This is a genomic window from Methanothermobacter tenebrarum (genome assembly GCF_023167465.1).
GTDB classification, from domain to species: domain Archaea; phylum Methanobacteriota; class Methanobacteria; order Methanobacteriales; family DSM-23052; genus Methanothermobacter_A; species Methanothermobacter_A tenebrarum.
The window spans coordinates 1235234-1252203 of the sequence record NZ_AP025698.1; the positions used below are offsets into that span (position 1 = coordinate 1235234).

Here is a 16970-nt window from a genome sequence, read left to right on the forward strand (position 1 = left end):
TAAAGTGACCCTCACATAGGATGCATGAATACCTCCCCATACTCCAAGAAAAAAATTTGAGTCCACCACATTATTCTGATAAAAACTTTATATGAGACTATTAGAAAAGTATAAGACTATGAGAAAAAGCATCATCATAGCAACTGCTGCCCTTCTAATCATTGGCCTGTTATATCTCAATCCTCTGCCGAAGGAGAAAGTTTCTGAGCCGGAAAAACCCATTAACATCACCTTCACAGGGGATGTGATGTTAGGGAGGAACGTTAACCCAGTCCTATACGAAGACCCCCAACCATTCAAGGGAGTGATCAACCTCACCAACAACACAGATCTAACCGTGATAAACCTAGAATCACCCATCACCAATTCAACAAACCCAAGAGATAAACTGATAACATTCAAAGCAGATCCAAAATTTACAAAATCACTCAAAGAAGCCGGAGTTGACGTTGCATGCCTTGCAAACAACCACATCATGGACTATGGAGAAGAAGGCCTCAACGACACCATACAAAACTTGAAAGCAGCCGGTATAATGTATGTAGGCGCCGGCCCTAATATAACAGAAGCCTATAAACCCCTCATAATAGACATAAAAGGAAAAAGGATAGCCATAATACAAGCATCAGAATTCGCAGATGAATACTATATGCCACCAGCAACCAAAAACAGGCCCGGTTTCGCCCCAATATCATGGGAACATATAAAATCCGCCATAGATGATGCCAAAAAAGCTGGGGCCGATTATATTATCTGCGAATTCCATTACGGGAACGAGTACCGCTACACTCCAAACGAACTACAAAAAGACATATCACACAAATGTATCGACGAAGGCGCATTCATGGTAGTCGGACATCACCCCCACGTCCCAGGCAGCATAGAAAAATATAAAGGCCGCTTAATCTTTTATAGTCTCGGAAATTGCGTTTTTGACATGCAAAACCCCGAGACGAAAAGATCCATGATAATAGTCGTAACAATCAAAGATAATAGTTCAACCGTCCACATCTATCCCATAAACGTCATAGGCTACTACCCCCAACTAATGGATGTAGATGACGCCAACGCATTCCTAAAGGAGCTCGAATATTATTCAAATGTGGAAATCCAAAGCAAAAATGGTGTAGGGATAATCAAAACCTAAACAATTCCAATCTTCTCCATTACGAAACTTCCTCCACCTAGTGAACACTTGAAAAGAACATTAACTACAAACTCGCTGGAAGAATATCCCCTGGAATTCCTCCACATGATATCCTAAAAGGGGTGCTTCACAAAACATTCCAAGGTTCTTCTTAACAGCCTACTAGCCCCCCTCAAAAACCCGAGAATAAAAGAAGCCACACAACAGACTATAAACTCATAAAGATAAAAGAACTTCAAAAAAGAGAAGTCATAGGCAAAAAAATAATAATCCCCTCAATTTACCGTTAATTTTATAGGTGGGAACGTGTCAAGCTTCTATAGTGAAAAATTTTACTCCGGGATCGCAAATGACAAAGGCTACTTATATTATCATAGGATTAATAGCCATATTCGGGGTCTACCTTTACATTGTAACCGTTACAGGACCATTCGAACCAGTTGGACGCCTTGGGATAGTTAAACTCGCAAACCCTGACATGGCAGCTGGACACCCCCAATCAATAGTCGCTGCCAACTACGCCAAAAAAAGAGGATCAAAATGCGTAGTCGTAGTACACTATGCCGGAGACGCTTCCTACTCCCACTACCAAGAAGGCGACATTACAATAATAAATTTCGCATTCATCGACCCAAAAGGTCCTAGAACAGACATCGACTGGAACGAGGTCATACAAACATTCATATTCGGGATACCAGACGATAAATACCACTACAGGGTGGACGGGATAGAATTTGACACACTAGACGAAGCAATAGCCTATGTCCAGAACCTGGCAAAGGAAAATGGCCAAGAAAGTCCAATACCACTATACTTCCATGGTACAGTCCGCCAAGGCAACGTATTCATCAACCCCGGATGCGGCTTCCCACTATACGTCCAACTTGTATGGAAACAATACGGCAGACTCGGCGCATACTACTACATAGCAAGAGGCCTTATAGAACCCTACATCAACAATCCCTATGCAGTCTATGAGATGATGCACGCCTCAGACCTCCAAAAACTCTACAACCAAGGCTACCTAAACTATTAACCCCCACACCATCGGGGGTATATTTTCAGCTTCCCCTGAAAATAGGCTAAAACCCCACACACTCATCGATGTGGAATTGTCCTTTTTTTACAATCGACAAGAAAGCTCAATGCACAAGATAAAAAAATTGTAGAACTTCCTATCGTGAATGAGAGAGGCTCTCGACATCCTAGGAAGTACTGGATTAAATGCCTAACGAACCCTGGGCTACATGTCCAGGGGAGGGGCCGCCTTGACACGTGCCCAGAACTGGGTAGGATGAGAATCTCACGGTTTTAACCGTGGAAAGTGTCAATCTCCATGAAGAAGCCGCATTCAAGCAAATCTGAAAAAACTTATGGAGGATACGGTCCCCAGTCCTTTCATGTCTCAACCTGGGGATAACTCCCATAAGAATCAAATTTGTAGGTACACTATTTTATGATCTTTAAATAAATGACCTCAATCAGTCTTCCATATACCCATGGGACCATTATAAAGAGTGCAATAGCGATCATACCCCCTTATGATATCCCATGTTAATCCCGCACCCGACTGGTATCCCCCCAATGATGTTATAACGTTTACCAGTGATTATTGCGAATATGAGACCCGCAACCCCCTACTTTCCAAAAACTCATATCACATCCCCCAATGTGTACTCTCCCAAAAGGGGAGGGTCTAAACCCTCCTTTTTGTAAACCCTAGTTTGGCATCAATAACATGTCTATGATTTAACTTTCTTGGCGGTAATATAGAAATAGGATGAAGGATCAAATATACTTTGAAATGTGTATTGGCCCTGGTTCAAGGATACGATGCAATGAGAAAGAAGCCGTAGTAGGTGCGATTATACCCGCTGGTGGAAATTTTAAGGTTATAACCGTCCAACATCTTCTAAAAGTTGGTGGTTGTCATATAGGCGACCCTGTCTATATTGGGAAATTTAAGGGTATAATAACCAGGATATTATATGATCTGGATCTTGCCATTGCAGATTTTAAACTACCTTCTTCCATTGTTAAACTGGTTGAGATAGGATCTCCCAGGCTTGGACCAGCCTATTCCCTGAACAAGGGGGAGAAAAACTATTGTACAATCTTATCTGTGGGGAGAACATATCATTATCTTGCATTCGCCCATAGGAGGTTGCCTTTGCCTGGTGATAGCGGGTCCCCGATCATACAGGATGGTAAGGTTGTTGGTATCTTATCTTCTGTCTTTTTTAACAGTGCAACTGCTATCGCCTCTTCACTTGAAAGATTCCTATGATCCCTGGAGTATCCTTCTAACCTCCTCCTCTGAGACATCAGACCAGTTTTTGTAGGCGTCTGCAACCGCATAAGGGTATGCCTGTCTTATATTAGGGGAATATACAAAGTCTGCCCTGTCTTCTATCCTTTTGATGGCGTCTAGGTTGGCTGTGGGTACCGCGACGATTATCTTCGCAGCCCCCGCCCTTCTAAGAGCATCCAGGGCGGTGAGCATAGTATACCCTGATGCTAGGCCGTCATCAACAACTATTATAGTCCTGTTTCTAAGTTCCAGGGGTGGTTTGTCTCCTCTGAAAATACGAACCCTCCTTTTAACCTTCTGGAGAGTTTCCCTGACGCCCTCTTCTATTTCCTCTCCAGTTAACCCGAGTGAATCTATCAATTCCTGGTTTAATTTTATGGTCCCATCGAATGCCACAGCACCATATCCCGCTTCCCTGTTCCAGGGCAATGTTACTTTACTAACAACTAGAACATCCAATGTTAGATTGAGTTTCTCTGCTATAATAGATGCTACCGGGACTCCTCCTGCTGGGATGCCCAGTACAATAGCATCAGAATCTTTATAATCCTCAAGCATCTTGGCGAGGATTTCACCGGCTTCTTCCCGGTCCCTGAAAACAAAAAACTTATCCCTAAGGTTTCTATCTTCTATTATTTTTGTCAAACTAGTCCACCACGACTATTATGTGAAAAGTTGGTGGATCATCCATTCTGGTTTAAATTCTACAAGGTCCTCGTAGCCCTGGCCCGTCCCAAGGAATATTATGGGCTTGTTTATAACATAGCCTATTGATAGGGCTGCGCCACCCTTTGCATCCGCATCCGCCTTTGTCAATATTATGGCGTCGACTCCAACACTCTCATCGAATTTTATGGCCTGTTCAACGGCATCATTACCCGTGAGCGAGTCCCCCACGAAGATGATGAAGTCGGGTTTCACGACCCTTTTTATTTTCGCCATTTCATCCATGAGGTTGACGTTTGTTTGCATCCGACCTGCAGTGTCGATTAAAACAACATCCTTTCCCTTTGCCCTGGCATGTTCAACTGCATCGAATGCTACCGCGGCCGGGTCGGCGCCCTTTTCATGTTTTATTATCTTCACCCCAAGTTTTTCCGCGTGGTGGGTTAATTGTTCTATCGCCCCCGCCCTGAATGTGTCTGAGGCCGCGATTACTGGGGTTAACCCCCTATCTAGGAAATATTTCGCCATTTTTGCTATGGTTGTTGTTTTGCCTGTTCCGTTTATGCCCACAAACATTATTATGAATGGTTCTTTTTTATTTTTCTTTTCTTGGAGGATCTTGTTAATGTCTTTACCATTAACGGTTAGTATCTCCTTTATACTATTCTTTAGGGCTTCTTGGGTGTATTCTATGATGTCGGTGCTTCTTTTGACTTTTTTGCCTACTAGTTGTTTTTTGAGTTCCTTTGTTATTTTTTCGGCCACGTCTATTGCCACGTCACTTTCAAGTAGTGACATTTCAAGGTCCCAGAGAACGTCTTCGATGTCTTTTTCAGAGATTGTCTTCTCTCGGATAAAAGAGAAGATCTTGAATCTTTCACCCTCTTCTTCTATTGTCTCGGGTTCTCTTATAGACTCCTCTATGGTCTTTTCTTCGGTTTCTTCTTCTATTGTTTTGGGTTCTTTTATAGGCTCTTCTATGGTTTTTTCTTTATCTGAGATTTTTTTCGTGATCTTGGTGATTGTTTTGTTGATTTTTTTCTTGAGGGCCTCGAACAATTATCCTTCACTTCCTCTGATTTTTTGGTATAGTTCTTCTGCTTGTGGGGATAATTTGAGTATTATCTCTGTTATCTTTTTAAGGTTTTCGGACAATTTGCCTATGGCATCTTCCAGTTCCTTTTTTTGTTCGTCTATAGTCTCCCGGGCATCCTTTAGGGTTTTTTTCATGGCTATGCCGGCTCCGATGCTCATTATAACCTCGTCTGTGTCCTTTAGCTGGGCTTTTATGAATGAACCCGCGCCTACAGGTACCAGTGTCTCGGCACCATCCTTACCCTTCACAGCCTCCAGGGTATCCTCCAGGATCTCCAATTCTGCTAGTGAACTCCTCATAGCCTCTATCTGGTTTTGGATAAGCTCCGCCTGTCCCTGATAAAAATTTAGTTGGTTTATGATCTCCTCTAGGCGTTGCTGGTCATCCGATGGCTGTTGTTCCTCCATTAAAATCATGCCTCCAATATACTTTTTAATATAGGATCCTCCACCTCCTCAGGGGGGATCTCCTCTATACTCTCTATGTGGATCTTGTTGCGGTCTATACCATGTTTGCTGCCAAATTCAGAATATATTTTCTCATGAACTTCTTCCCTTTTAGTCGCCTTTAATTCTTTGGTGAATGGTTGTAATTTTTCACCCATCATAAACTTTCCTTTAACTCGGAATATCCTCGTCCTCATAATTATAACCCCCATACTATAGAAAGCCTAACGCCTCTTCTATCCTGGCTATTTCAGGGCTTGTGGTATCTTCACTTACTATGGCACCGTTTGAATTGGCTATGGAACATGCGCCTATCATGGTCATGCCATGGTTGATTGTGCCAACATCAGCCGGCACTTTCAAAGTTTCCTCTACAAACTCCAATTCTCTCCTTGTAGCCTTTGGATGTAATAGTACGCCCTTGTTTGTGGCTACTGCAACAGACCCGACAATGTTGAAACCTGCGATGGTCCCCTGTTCAACTTCCACTTCCAATGCATCTTCTATCAATTTTATTGACTCATCAGAGAGCAGTGGACTTGCAAGGGCGCCATAATCATTTGCAAGTATCAGGTTGCCTACTGCGGTGAATTTCTCGGGTAATATGAAGACTTCAAATCCTGCCTTCTCCAAGGATTCTATCTCCCTCTCAAGGACATATGGGGAGACTATGATACCATTAGAGTTTCCAATGGACAGTATCCCATTTAGGCTGCTGCCTGCTATGGTGGCCTTGAAAACTTCCACTTCCAGTGCTTCTTCTATTATCTCTTCCATCCTCGTGGATGTATGGAATGGTATGAGTGCCTGGGTTTCTGTGACTGAAATATAAACTCCTATGTTAGAGTTTCCGTCGAGGTTTGTTCTCCTTATCATATTGGACCTTTATTCTGCTAGTTCTGCTTTAACTGTACCGTCTTCTTCTTTGATGGCTTTTATTTTAATCCTTGGGGGGATTTTTTGTATTCCCCTCTCCCATACTCTTTCATTGATTGATGAGTCTAATATTATATCCTCTGATTTCATGTGCTTTTTTAGGAATTCGCGGATGAATCTTATCGCCCTGGGTGCTCTTTTCGTCCTTGGAACATTCTTAACTCTTCTCAGTGGTATTATGTATGTTCTCTCCATTTTTATCCACCAGTTTAGACTTTTAGTTTGGTTCTTCTCCAATGCCTCATCTTGGGGTGGGTGCGTACTTTACGGTTCGTTTTCAAGAGGACCCATACCGGGACTCTTCTATTCTGCTTTTTAGCCTTTGCTAGTCTTATCTTCATGGCGACGTGTTTGTTTCTGCTCATCTGCTTATTCCCTCCTATTTCCAGCCTATTACTCTCGTCTGGTAGTGTTCTGGGAAGAATCTTAAGGATTCCCCCATCCCTCTTATCTTATCTATAAGGTATCTTATCTCTATCTCATAATCCGAATTATTATGAATATCTGATTTTTCCCTTTTTAGTATAAATAATTGGGATGCAAGCCTATTTATTGTCTTATAACCGAAACCTGTGAGATTAATATACTCAACAGAATTTCTATCCTCAAAGCTTCTTATCTCATCCCTTGTAAGCTTCGGAGTCCTATCATCCCTTCTTGTACCATCAGCTACTATATCATATTCCCCCGCGGTAGCTTCTAATGCCTGTCGATGGACAAAATTTATACCATTATTCGGGAAACCATCATCTATTATCATCTCAACAGCCTCATCCAGTATACTCCTATCCAACCTCAGGATACTATGTGGGAATCCAAGCGCCTTAGCCGATTCAAGGGCGGGGACCCATGACCTGTAAACCCCAAAATTTACAGTTACAAGTTCAACTTCCAGGTTTAATCTTTTTAATATTGTGGCCATTAATGAACTATCCTTCCCGCCACTGTAAAGTACACAAGCCTTCATAAACACGAAAAGAGGATCATCTGCGAACGATCCTTATCTCCCTCTTTTTACCGCTAACTCTCCTTAGGAGCTCCTTTAATTGTTTATCCGTGATCTTCGAACGTATCTGGCCTGCCTGGGCTAATTGTATTAATTGTAATTCGATTTGTTCAACGAACTCTGGTCTTGTAAGCCTGAGGTTGGCGAGTCTGCTCCTGGCCTCGGGGGTTAATATCTTCATGAGTAACTGTCTCTTCTGTATTTCGAACTGTCGCCGTAACTGTTCCTCCTTCTCGGCCTCTGCAGCTTGCTGCTGCGCCCTCTGTTGCATTTCCAACACTTTTCTTCGACGTATCTCTTCTAGGTCTGTCAACTCTAATAACCCCCCACACAGTTAGTATTTTTCAGTTCTTTAACCTTATCTTTGATCTTATGTGCGATTTTGTCAAGGAATGCTCTCCCCTTGGGAGTTATTATCCTCCCACCTTCAACCTTTTCTATGAAACCTGCCTCTTCTAATTGTTGGAGAGCTCTTCTTATAATAGCGCCGCTACCCCTTCTAAACTTCTCAGGCCTTGAGCCCCTATCCTTTTTACCACCATATCTTGTCCTTAACCTGTTCACACCTACCGGACCATCAATGTACACTCTCCTGAGGAGTGCGGCGGCCCGCACATACCACCAGTCCGGATTTTCTGGGCGTCTTTCCTTATGGGCGCCCGTTTTAACGAATGGGGCCCATTCTGGTGGTTTTACCTTTTTTTCTTTGCGTAACTCCTTTGCAACTTGATCTATGAGCAAATCCGCTGGTACATCATAGACTGTGGTCATCTTAAATTTCCTCCATCATCCTTTTTTCTTGAATATTATAGCAACGTTTCCTCTTAAATCTATGAGCTTGGCATTGGTTTTTATGATGATCTCGTTAATATAAGTTTCCTTCTTGGAGGCTATGCTCCTCGCGAACCTTATCCTTACCAATTCTTTATCCTTTAACTGTCTTTTAATCTCCTTTATAACCTTTTCATTGACTCCAGCCTTCCCTACCTGTAGTGTTGTTGTTGATAGGGATCTTCTCATCAGCTCCTTTTTTGAGGGTGTGACGTTCAATTTTATTTCTCCTCTTAAACTTTTTTTCCCGGATATATGGGAATCTCATAATCCTACCACATTCTAGACAATGGTAGTGTATTCTACCCCTTGACAATCTTATCCTACAATTGTAACCTGGCTTCAGGAACCTGTAACAGCTTTTACAGAACCTCCTTTTCCATTTCCTTGGGATTCTCAGATTATACTTTTTCGAGATCCTCCTTGCAAGTTCAACATAACGATGGGATCTTTCAGGATGCTTCGAGAATTCCTTATCCGCTAATTGGAAAAGGATGTCTATTCTCTCCCTCGCTATCCTTATTATCCATTGTGGCCTTCTCCCCGGCAAACTAGATCCTCTCAAATATTAGAATAGACAATCCCCTAATTTTTTCTCCTTGCAAAGGGGAATACTACAAGAAGGGTTTATTATAATATGATCTTATATTTAATCATTTAAAAACTTTCCCCCCCAAGGAACCATTCCATGAAATCCACACCACCAAAGGTGCAAGGTTTCTCACCCTCGAGGACGCTGATAATCTCATCCAACACCTCATCAGGGGATAAGCCAGTGCAATCTATTTCATGGACCCTATCATCATGTAACTGGTAAGCCTCATAGGCACATACTCCAAGAGCCTCAGCCTCAACATTCTCCTTCACCTTCCTATGATCATATCCCCTCTCTTCCAACCTTCTCAATAAAACACTCGGATGTAACCTTAAAACTATCACAAGATCGCAGATCCTACAATAATGTGACAGATGACCCTCCACAATATTAAAAGAATCCTCATCCACAACCTTCATGATCTCCCTGCAAAGGGAGGGTATATCCACAATCTTATAACCCCTAACCGGATCCTCCCCAATGAAAAGGTCCTTCTCCTCGGCTAACCTGTTAACCTCAACCAGATTCCCACCTAACTCCTCGGCAAGCTTATGGGAGATGCTCGTCTTACCCACCCCAGGAGTCCCCGTAATACATATAATAGAGTCCATCTTCATCCCAGTTTTTCCATGATGAGCTCAGCCACCCTCCTACCTGAAAGTAACATCCCCCCAAAGATCGGTCCCATCCTATGCGAACCATGAACAGCATTACTCGCCATACCAGCCACGAAAAGGTTAGGATAAACCTCACGGGTATTCTCAAGGAGGCTAGCCTCGCCCTTATCAGCCCACATCGGCTTCTCACCCATGATCCTACCAGTTTCCGTCATTAACCTCGGGCCCATCTTATCCTCCACAACCTTTACTATCTCACAATCATGGCCTGTCGCATCTATAACAGCCCTTGACCTTATAGTTAAAGGGTCAATGTGTAAACCTGCCATTTCCACTGCAGCCCAGTTTATCACCAGGCCTGTTATCCTCTCATCTCTTATCATAACATCCTCAATACTTATCAGGTTAAAGATTTTAACACCGGCCTTGCAAGCCTTTGAACATATAGTGGAGGTGGCTTCTATGGAATCAGCCACATAGTAGCCATTTTCATGTTCCCTGCAGTCCACGCCAAATTCTCCCTCGAGGATCTCTCTCCCAGCCTCCTGGACCACTATCTTATTGAACATCATACCACCACCCCACATTCCACCACCAATCGAAAGCTTCCTTTCAAATAGGCTCACTTTAAACCCGGCCTTGGACAGGTAGTAGCCGGCTGCGAGTCCTGATGGTCCTCCACCACCAATAGCCACGTCAACATCAAGGTGGTCTACTAATTCATCCATGTATTCTTCTATTATAGCCTTTGAGATCTTTATATCATCTAGTTTCAATTTCCACACCCTATCTTCTTGTTATTATTGTTATAAGATCCCCATCCTCTAGGGTATGGTCCATTCCAACCTTCTGTCCTTGGAATTTCACAGAGTTCCCCCATACCCTTGCATAGCGGAACTTCTTTATGAAGTCCCTGTGGAGTTTTCCACATACATCCCTTACCCCTGATCCCCTCCTGATTATGAGGGGCTCATCATAATCTGGTTCACCATGCTGGGGTTTCAAGTAAACCCTTATAAGGTTGAGTTTCTCAAATATCTTCTCCTTAACTTCCCTGATATTAATATTCTCCTTGGCTGATATAAAAATGGATCCTGGAACATCATCTTGGAGTCCCCTAGTGTACTCATCGTCTACAAGATCAATTTTATTAAAGACAGTCAGGGTGGGTATGTATACCCTGTTACCCTCTATAACATCTATAAACTGGTCTATCGTCGCATCATCCCTTAAGATCACACCAGCATTGTGTATCCCATATTCGTTGAGTATTGACCTTATTATCCTCTCGTTAAGGTGAGTTGCCTGTATTGTGGCCGAAACTTGGATACCCCCCCTTTTTTTCCTTCTCACTTTAATGTCTGGGGGTTTTTCATCAGGTCTTATACCAACATTCCTCAACTCCTCTAGTATAATCCTCCTTTGCTGGGGGTCTAGGACGTCTATTATCATTACTATGAGGTCCGCGTTCCTTGCAACTGATAATACATCCCTCCCCCTACCCCTACCCTTCGAAGCCCCTGGTATTATCCCTGGGATATCCAACACTTGGATCCTAGCACCTTTATATTCCATGATAGCCGGTATAACATCTAATGTGGTGAATTGGTATTCTCCAACCCTGGCCTGGGCGTTCGTTATAAGGTTAAGGAGGGTGGATTTTCCCACTGAGGGGAAACCCACAAGGACTATGGTAACATCACCCGACTTTTTAACATGGAAACCCTTACCCTTCCTCGCAGTCCTTGAAACAGCCTCCTCCCTCAACCTGGACAATTTAGCCTTCAGTTTACCTATATGATGTGCTGTGGCCTTATTGTAGGGTGTTCTCCTGATCTCCTCCTCGATTTCTCTTATTTTTTCTTCTATGTCCATGGCTATCACTAAAATTTTTATATAAAGTCCACTTATAGTATTGATATTAGGTGTTTTTTATGAAAGTGAAGGATGTTATGGTTAAAGATGTGGAAACACTTGATATTAACAGTAACCTTGAGGATGTTTTAAGGAATTTTGTTGAAAAGGGACATGGGAGCGCTGTCGTGACAAAGGATAACGTGAAGGTTGGGATAGTGACAACATGGGATGTTCTAGAGGCCATAGCCGAAGGCGACGACCTAAGTGAAGTGAAAGTATGGGAGGTTATGGAGAGGGATCTTGTCACAATATCCCCAGAGGCTAGTATCAGAGAAGCAGCGGCTAAAATGGTTACCAATGTAGTCTGGAGGCTCCTAGTAGAAGAGGAGGATGAGATTATCGGGATGGTGAGCGCCACTGACATCCTACGGGCTAAAATGGCGAAAAGATATTAAGCTCTCGTCCACACTAGAACACCAGGCTCCTGGTGGAGTAACTTGAAGGACGTCTGGTTAAAACCGCCCAAGAGGAAAAGTTTTGTGAACATAGAATCCTCAAGTTTCTTATCCATTATAACAGTCATATATGAATCTTCACTCCCAACCACAAGCAAACCAAAGGGACTATTCTCATCCACTATCTCATTCTTAACTAGTTGATTGCCCTCAATCAATATTAACCTGTGGGGTTTTATCTTCTCGGAAGTGCCATTAGCACCCATTAATACTATGGTCGCGTTAGTCTCATTAGCCATCTTCTCTATTAAAACACCCACCATCCCCGAAGGATCATTCACAGTCACAATCCTCGTCACATTACCAGCAACCTCCGGTTTCGAAGCCACCAGGGAAGTATAATAAGCATAATGTTCACCCTCCTTCTTGTCAAAATCCCAACTTCCAAAGTAACTCCACCATGCAGCCTTAGCCAGCATATCAGAACTTAATATGAGGACAAAGGGCTTCTTCTTATCAGGATGCGAATACTTTAACACATTATCAGCCTGAGCCCCCGTCAACTTATACTTGTTTATCATAACCTCCCTAGCATCATCCCTAGGAAGTCCCAAGGTCTCTGTAAGTATCTTAACAGACAATGAACTATTATGGGTGTAATTATCAAGTGTATTATATGCCATATCCCCACTCGTTGACAACATCGTAAGTATACCAAGGGACAACGACTCGTTATCAGTTAAAAGAGCCTTACCAATCCAATAAGCCCTCGGAGTATTCTGCGAACCCCCATCAAACGTCACCGGCCTGTCAGCGGCAACGGCAAAAAGGTGTCCGAAGTCCCACCAGGACATTACCACAGTATCCCTACTAGTATTATTCTTTATCCATGTTAGGGAATTCCACATCCCATCATCAGTCCCGGGGACCACCGATGAAGTCAGGGCATGAGCCCCGCTTACAGGCGCAGAGACTATAGCCAATGTGACAAGTATCATCATAGAAGTGGCCCTAAATTTTTCATTATTTATCGATAATACTATGAGTATTGCTATTATCCCCACTAATATCTTGGCTATCACAGAAACCTGGAACGGGTAAATCAGAAGTATTCCTGCTATGAATGCCACGATGGCAATGGATGTTCTGCTCTTAAGATTATCCCTAAGGTACTCTACAAAGTATCCTGTGAATATCCCAGCTGATATCCCTAATGGTATGGCGAATAATGACAAGAACCTGAAACCCTTCGTAACCGCGTATCCGGTTAATAGGAGCCATACGCATATTAATGATAGGTAGGATAGATATTCTCCCCTTTTCTCCTCAATATTAGGAATCCTCCGATACTTGATGAACTTGCTCTTTTTACCGGCCCGTTTACCCCTCTTTTTCACCTCCACTCTAGGCGCTTCTAATGATCTTATCCTCCATATGAGCGCCCCCACACCGAGTAATCCGCAGAGGAATGGTAATAGTCCGCCAACCCCCCCAAGTACTGACACCTGGTTGGGTAAGAACGGATTGCCCTCCAGGAAACTTGGCACTTGTAATTCAGAAACTGAAACATAAACATTAGGATAGGCTGTGGTCTGGGCGGTGGCTTGCAACTGAACACCCGAGAAGAGTCCGGAAATTGAACCTATGAGTGCTGGGAATCCCCTCAGGAGCCCGAGGAGGAGTCCTCCTATGATTATAAGGAGTAGGAACATTGAAAGTTCCCTTTGATTAACCAACCATTCAATCCTGCTCTTATAAGTTTCCCTCTCCACGCCCATAAGATGTCTTAGGATGAAATAGACTATTATGAAAGCTCCTATAAGTGCAACATAGAATATGTAGCCCACCCATGCCATTGAAAAGAGGAGGATCGATATGATAGCCCCTACTAGGAATGTTAATCTTCTTTTAAGAGTATCAGCGTTTATACTCTCCACAAACAACCATACGAATAATAACGGTAATATCATGTTAAACATGTCAGTGTCAAAGAAGCCAGCATAGGTGTGTGATACATATACCGGTGTAAGTCCTATTATGATCGCCGCAGCTATCCCACCATAATCATTGCTTATCCTCCTCGTGAAAAGATAAGCTGGTATTACACATAATGAGCCTATGACCGCCCCTATCCAATAGGCGACGACAGTGAGGGGATAATCACCAAAAATGTTAACAATACGATAGGCAAAACTTGTAACATATACTATAAGTGGGGGATAATCCACGGGCCTCCCAGGGGGATAATATGAGTGGAGATCCCAGTCTTCTCCATTAACCTTTGTATCGCCTAGCATGCCCTTATTTAGGTAGTTCATTGTCAGCCTATAATTATAGTAGGAGTCCATTTCACTGAAATATGGGAGACCGCTCTGATCCTTATAGAATTGTTTAGAATCCTTAGGGACCCCGCCTATATTATAGGCCTCCGCCCTGATCGCGAATGCTAATATGAACAAGACTATGATGATTATTAAAGGTTTGATCTTCTCTAGTTTCATGGTGGATCTTCACAATATTTTTTCGCTGGATATGATTATCTTACCATCTATAAATATTTTATCCTTTTCCCTTAACCTCCTCCAGTGAGGCTGTGAAACGACACTTTGGGAACCCTTTACAGCCTATAAATTCACCATATCTCCCTGAACGTTTCACGAGGTCGTTTCCACACTCCGGGCACTTCCCAACAACCTCCATTTTCCCCTTTTCACCCTTGCCACACTTTGGGTCCAGGCACGCCCTCTGCCGGGGCCTGCCATAGGATATCAGGGGGAGGCCGCATTTTTCGCATTTGCTTTTCAGTATACGAGCGCCCTTAGGTAGGGGGTATACTATCCTACATTCTGGGAAGCTTGAACAGCCCACAAAACTGCTCTTGGTCTTACCAGAATATCTTATCAGCAGGTTTCCTCCACATTCTGGACATTCACCTACTATGCGCCCCTTCTGGTAGGCCTTGTAGAGGTGTTTTCCTATTTCCTCTTTATTATTTTCTATCTCCTCTATTATTGATATGATCTCCTCTTCGGCCTTTTTGATAACCTTATCCTTTGATGTTTTCCCTTTCATTATCTTTTTGAGCTCTTCTTCGAATTGTCTTGTGAGTTCCTCACTGGTTATCTTTTCACAGTACCTTTTGAGGGTGTCTATTATATTTTCTCCAAGTGGCGTTACCCGGATCTTTTTCCCCTCAATATATTTACGATCATATAATATTGAGATTATATCCGCCCTTGTTGACTTGGTCCCAAGACCCCTCTTCTCCATCTCTTTTATGAGGGAAGCTTCATTATATCTTGCTGGCGGTTTTGTCTCATTTTCTTCTGCTATTATCTCCTTGACTGGGACTTTTTCCCCCTCTTCGAATTCTGGGAATTTTTCATCTTCTATTTTCTGGTAGGGGTATTGTTCCATCCAACCCTTCTTCGCAACCCTCTTTCTTGAAAATTTAAAAATTTCCCCGCCTATATTCAGTTTTGTATTCATTGATTCTATGAGGGCTTTTCCACCGAATGCGCTTATGAACCGGTATACTATCAGTTCATAGACTTTCCTTTCATATTTTCCCAATTTTTCAGGTAGTAGTCCTGTGGGGTGGATTGCCGGGTGCGCCTCATCCTCTTTTTCGCCCTCATATGGTTTTAGAGGCCTTTCTAACTTCGCTATTTTCTCATGGAACCGCGGATCCTCTGAGAGTCCCTTGAGGATCTTCTCATAGCCTATGGTTTTTGGAAGCTTCTGGGATGATGTCCTCGGATAGGAAATATAACCTTCAAGGTAGAGGTTTTGGGCGATGCTCTGGGTCCTCTTCGGGCTTAAACCGAACACCTTGTATGCCTCCGCTTGAAGACCCCCAAGATTGAAGGGTGCTGGGGGCATCCGAGTTATCATGTTTATTTTAACCTCTTCTACAATGGCATCCTTCCCCTTACATGTTCCCAGCACACCTTCAACTTCATTTTCCTGGAATATCCTACCCCTCTGGTTTAATGCTATTATACCATCCTCTAGGATGGCTTTTATGACCCAGTAGGGTTCTGGTTTGAATTTTCGGATGGCCTTCTCCCTATCCACTAATATAGAAAGAGCAGGGGTTTGAACTCTCCCAGCTGAAAGTTTTATGAACCTGTTAGTCGATTCTTTAACCGATCTCATTAACGAACGGGAAATATTAACTCCAAAGATGAAATCCAACACGTGCCTGGCTATCCCACTGTCCACCTGGCCATAATCGAGTTCTATAGGGTTCTCATAGGCTTTTATGATATCATTCTTTGTTAGTGTGGAGAATTTCATCCTCAAAGTCTTCTGGAGGGCCTCTTCCCCGCAGATGTGTTTGAGGACATTATAGCCTATGAGAGTCCCCTCTATGTCATAATCACAAGCATGAAAGTATTTATCAGCATTTTTAGCCAAGCTATCAATAGCATCTATATAATTCTTGATATAACGTTTCTTTTTATCAACTTCAGGTATCGGAGCCCACTCAAGGTCGAAAAATAGTTCATCACTGGGATTTTTCGGCTTTAGGGTGTAAAGGTGGCCTACCGCTGGTATGATTATGGTTCTTTTATCTTCTCCCTGATATTCCCAATAGTATGTTTTCTTATATTTCTTCTTTTTTGCCTTTGGGAATAATGCCTTAGCTATTTTTTCTGATGAGCGTGGTTTTTCACATATAATGACTTCGTCCATGATGATCACGTTCTACATCTAGGAATCCTTGACACGCACTCTCCATGGGGGTACCCCTGAAGATTCCCAGTTCGAGATCCTCCTAGCGAGTTTGGACTATACCCTCTGGGATTATACCCCCCAAAGGCTCGTTTTCCTCATCCCCAGGGGACCATTGGTAATCGGCGTTCAATTCTACTCCATGAACCTTTATCCAATAATTTTGAAAGGCTTGCTATCTTAACATTGGTCAAGTATCTGTTAATTACCGTCCCCCACTTTTAGGTTATATGAATCTTCTAGGTTTGGTTACTAAATAAACCTTGGCTT

At 42.9% G+C, this 16970-nt stretch carries 21 protein-coding genes; 4 read left to right on the forward strand and 17 right to left on the reverse strand.

From position 1 onward, the window contains the following. Positions 1–91: 91 nt before the first annotated feature. The 3 genes from MTTB_RS06960 to MTTB_RS06970 all read left to right on the forward strand — a co-directional run bounded on the left by MTTB_RS06960 (position 92) and on the right by MTTB_RS06970 (position 3434). Positions 92–1147 carry a CapA family protein gene (locus MTTB_RS06960; RefSeq protein WP_248564283.1) on the forward strand — a complete coding sequence of 352 codons (1056 nt, stop codon included), beginning with the start codon at positions 92–94 and terminating at the stop codon, positions 1145–1147. A gap of 349 nt (positions 1148–1496) precedes the next feature. Next, positions 1497–2183, forward strand: a complete 687-nt coding sequence (locus MTTB_RS06965) for a hypothetical protein (protein ID WP_248564284.1) — start codon at positions 1497–1499, stop codon at positions 2181–2183. A gap of 744 nt (positions 2184–2927) precedes the next feature. Next, on the forward strand, positions 2928–3434 hold the full coding sequence (locus MTTB_RS06970; protein ID WP_248564285.1) for a chymotrypsin family serine protease: 507 nt from the start codon (positions 2928–2930) through the stop codon (positions 3432–3434). Here the strand turns inward: MTTB_RS06970 and MTTB_RS06975 are convergent. The 15 genes from MTTB_RS06975 to MTTB_RS07045 form a co-directional block, all read right to left on the reverse strand. Next, positions 3429–4103 (reverse strand): phosphoribosyltransferase, encoded by a 675-nt coding sequence (locus tag MTTB_RS06975; RefSeq protein WP_248564286.1) that lies wholly within the window; start codon positions 4101–4103, stop codon positions 3429–3431. The two genes, MTTB_RS06970 and MTTB_RS06975, sit on opposite strands and share 6 nt — an antisense overlap. 18 nt (positions 4104–4121) lie before the next feature. After that, complete coding sequence (gene ftsY / locus MTTB_RS06980) at positions 4122–5183, reverse strand: signal recognition particle-docking protein FtsY (protein WP_248564287.1); 1062 nt, start codon at positions 5181–5183, stop codon at positions 4122–4124. Beyond that, positions 5184–5627: a prefoldin subunit alpha gene (gene pfdA, locus MTTB_RS06985; protein ID WP_248564288.1), complete on the reverse strand. Its 444-nt coding sequence runs from the start codon at positions 5625–5627 to the stop codon at positions 5184–5186. It abuts the gene before it with no gap. Between the two features lie 5 nt (positions 5628–5632). Then, on the reverse strand, positions 5633–5863 hold the full coding sequence (gene rpl18a / locus MTTB_RS06990; RefSeq protein WP_248564289.1) for a 50S ribosomal protein L18Ae: 231 nt from the start codon (positions 5861–5863) through the stop codon (positions 5633–5635). A gap of 16 nt (positions 5864–5879) precedes the next feature. Further along, the gene (locus tag MTTB_RS06995) at positions 5880–6542 is read right to left on the reverse strand and encodes a translation initiation factor IF-6 (protein ID WP_248564290.1); all 663 of its coding nucleotides are present in this window, start codon (positions 6540–6542) and stop codon (positions 5880–5882) included. A 9-nt stretch (positions 6543–6551) separates the two neighbouring features. Then, the gene (locus MTTB_RS07000) at positions 6552–6797 is read right to left on the reverse strand and encodes a 50S ribosomal protein L31e (RefSeq protein ID WP_248564291.1); all 246 of its coding nucleotides are present in this window, start codon (positions 6795–6797) and stop codon (positions 6552–6554) included. 14 nt (positions 6798–6811) lie between these two features. Beyond that, complete coding sequence (locus MTTB_RS07005) at positions 6812–6967, reverse strand: 50S ribosomal protein L39e (protein ID WP_248564292.1); 156 nt, start codon at positions 6965–6967, stop codon at positions 6812–6814. Positions 6968–6981: 14 nt separating this feature from the next. Then, the gene (locus tag MTTB_RS07010; RefSeq protein WP_248564293.1) at positions 6982–7569 is read right to left on the reverse strand and encodes a DUF7411 family protein; all 588 of its coding nucleotides are present in this window, start codon (positions 7567–7569) and stop codon (positions 6982–6984) included. A gap of 16 nt (positions 7570–7585) precedes the next feature. After that, on the reverse strand, positions 7586–7921 hold the full coding sequence (locus MTTB_RS07015; protein ID WP_248564294.1) for a DNA-binding protein: 336 nt from the start codon (positions 7919–7921) through the stop codon (positions 7586–7588). A 2-nt stretch (positions 7922–7923) separates the two neighbouring features. After that, positions 7924–8379, reverse strand: a complete 456-nt coding sequence (locus tag MTTB_RS07020) for a 30S ribosomal protein S19e (protein ID WP_248564295.1) — start codon at positions 8377–8379, stop codon at positions 7924–7926. Between the two features lie 15 nt (positions 8380–8394). Continuing rightward, complete coding sequence (locus tag MTTB_RS07025) at positions 8395–8628, reverse strand: YhbY family RNA-binding protein (RefSeq protein WP_248564296.1); 234 nt, start codon at positions 8626–8628, stop codon at positions 8395–8397. Continuing rightward, positions 8573–8989, reverse strand: coding sequence for a ribonuclease P protein component 4 (locus tag MTTB_RS07030; protein ID WP_248564297.1), 417 nt, complete (start codon positions 8987–8989; stop codon positions 8573–8575). The genes MTTB_RS07025 and MTTB_RS07030 overlap by 56 nt, the downstream gene beginning before the upstream one ends. 107 nt (positions 8990–9096) lie before the next feature. Continuing rightward, positions 9097–9645 (reverse strand): adenylate kinase family protein, encoded by a 549-nt coding sequence (locus tag MTTB_RS07035; RefSeq protein ID WP_248564298.1) that lies wholly within the window; start codon positions 9643–9645, stop codon positions 9097–9099. A gap of 2 nt (positions 9646–9647) precedes the next feature. After that, a complete protein-coding gene (locus MTTB_RS07040) occupies positions 9648–10427 on the reverse strand; it encodes a sulfide-dependent adenosine diphosphate thiazole synthase (protein ID WP_248564299.1) in 780 nt (259 codons plus the stop codon). A gap of 10 nt (positions 10428–10437) precedes the next feature. Then, positions 10438–11526, reverse strand: coding sequence for an OBG GTPase family GTP-binding protein (locus tag MTTB_RS07045; RefSeq protein WP_248564300.1), 1089 nt, complete (start codon positions 11524–11526; stop codon positions 10438–10440). A gap of 59 nt (positions 11527–11585) precedes the next feature. Between MTTB_RS07045 and MTTB_RS07050 the strand changes: the two genes are divergently transcribed. After that, a complete protein-coding gene (locus MTTB_RS07050) occupies positions 11586–11963 on the forward strand; it encodes a CBS domain-containing protein (RefSeq protein ID WP_248564301.1) in 378 nt (125 codons plus the stop codon). Here MTTB_RS07050 and MTTB_RS07055 read toward each other — a convergent pair. Both MTTB_RS07055 and topA read right to left on the reverse strand, forming a co-directional pair. Beyond that, the gene (locus MTTB_RS07055; RefSeq protein WP_248564302.1) at positions 11960–14464 is read right to left on the reverse strand and encodes a dolichyl-diphosphooligosaccharide--protein glycosyltransferase subunit STT3; all 2505 of its coding nucleotides are present in this window, start codon (positions 14462–14464) and stop codon (positions 11960–11962) included. The two genes, MTTB_RS07050 and MTTB_RS07055, sit on opposite strands and share 4 nt — an antisense overlap. Before the next feature lie 58 nt (positions 14465–14522). Further along, positions 14523–16661, reverse strand: a complete 2139-nt coding sequence (gene topA, locus MTTB_RS07060; protein WP_248564303.1) for a DNA topoisomerase I — start codon at positions 16659–16661, stop codon at positions 14523–14525. Between the last annotated feature and the right edge of the window lie 309 nt (positions 16662–16970).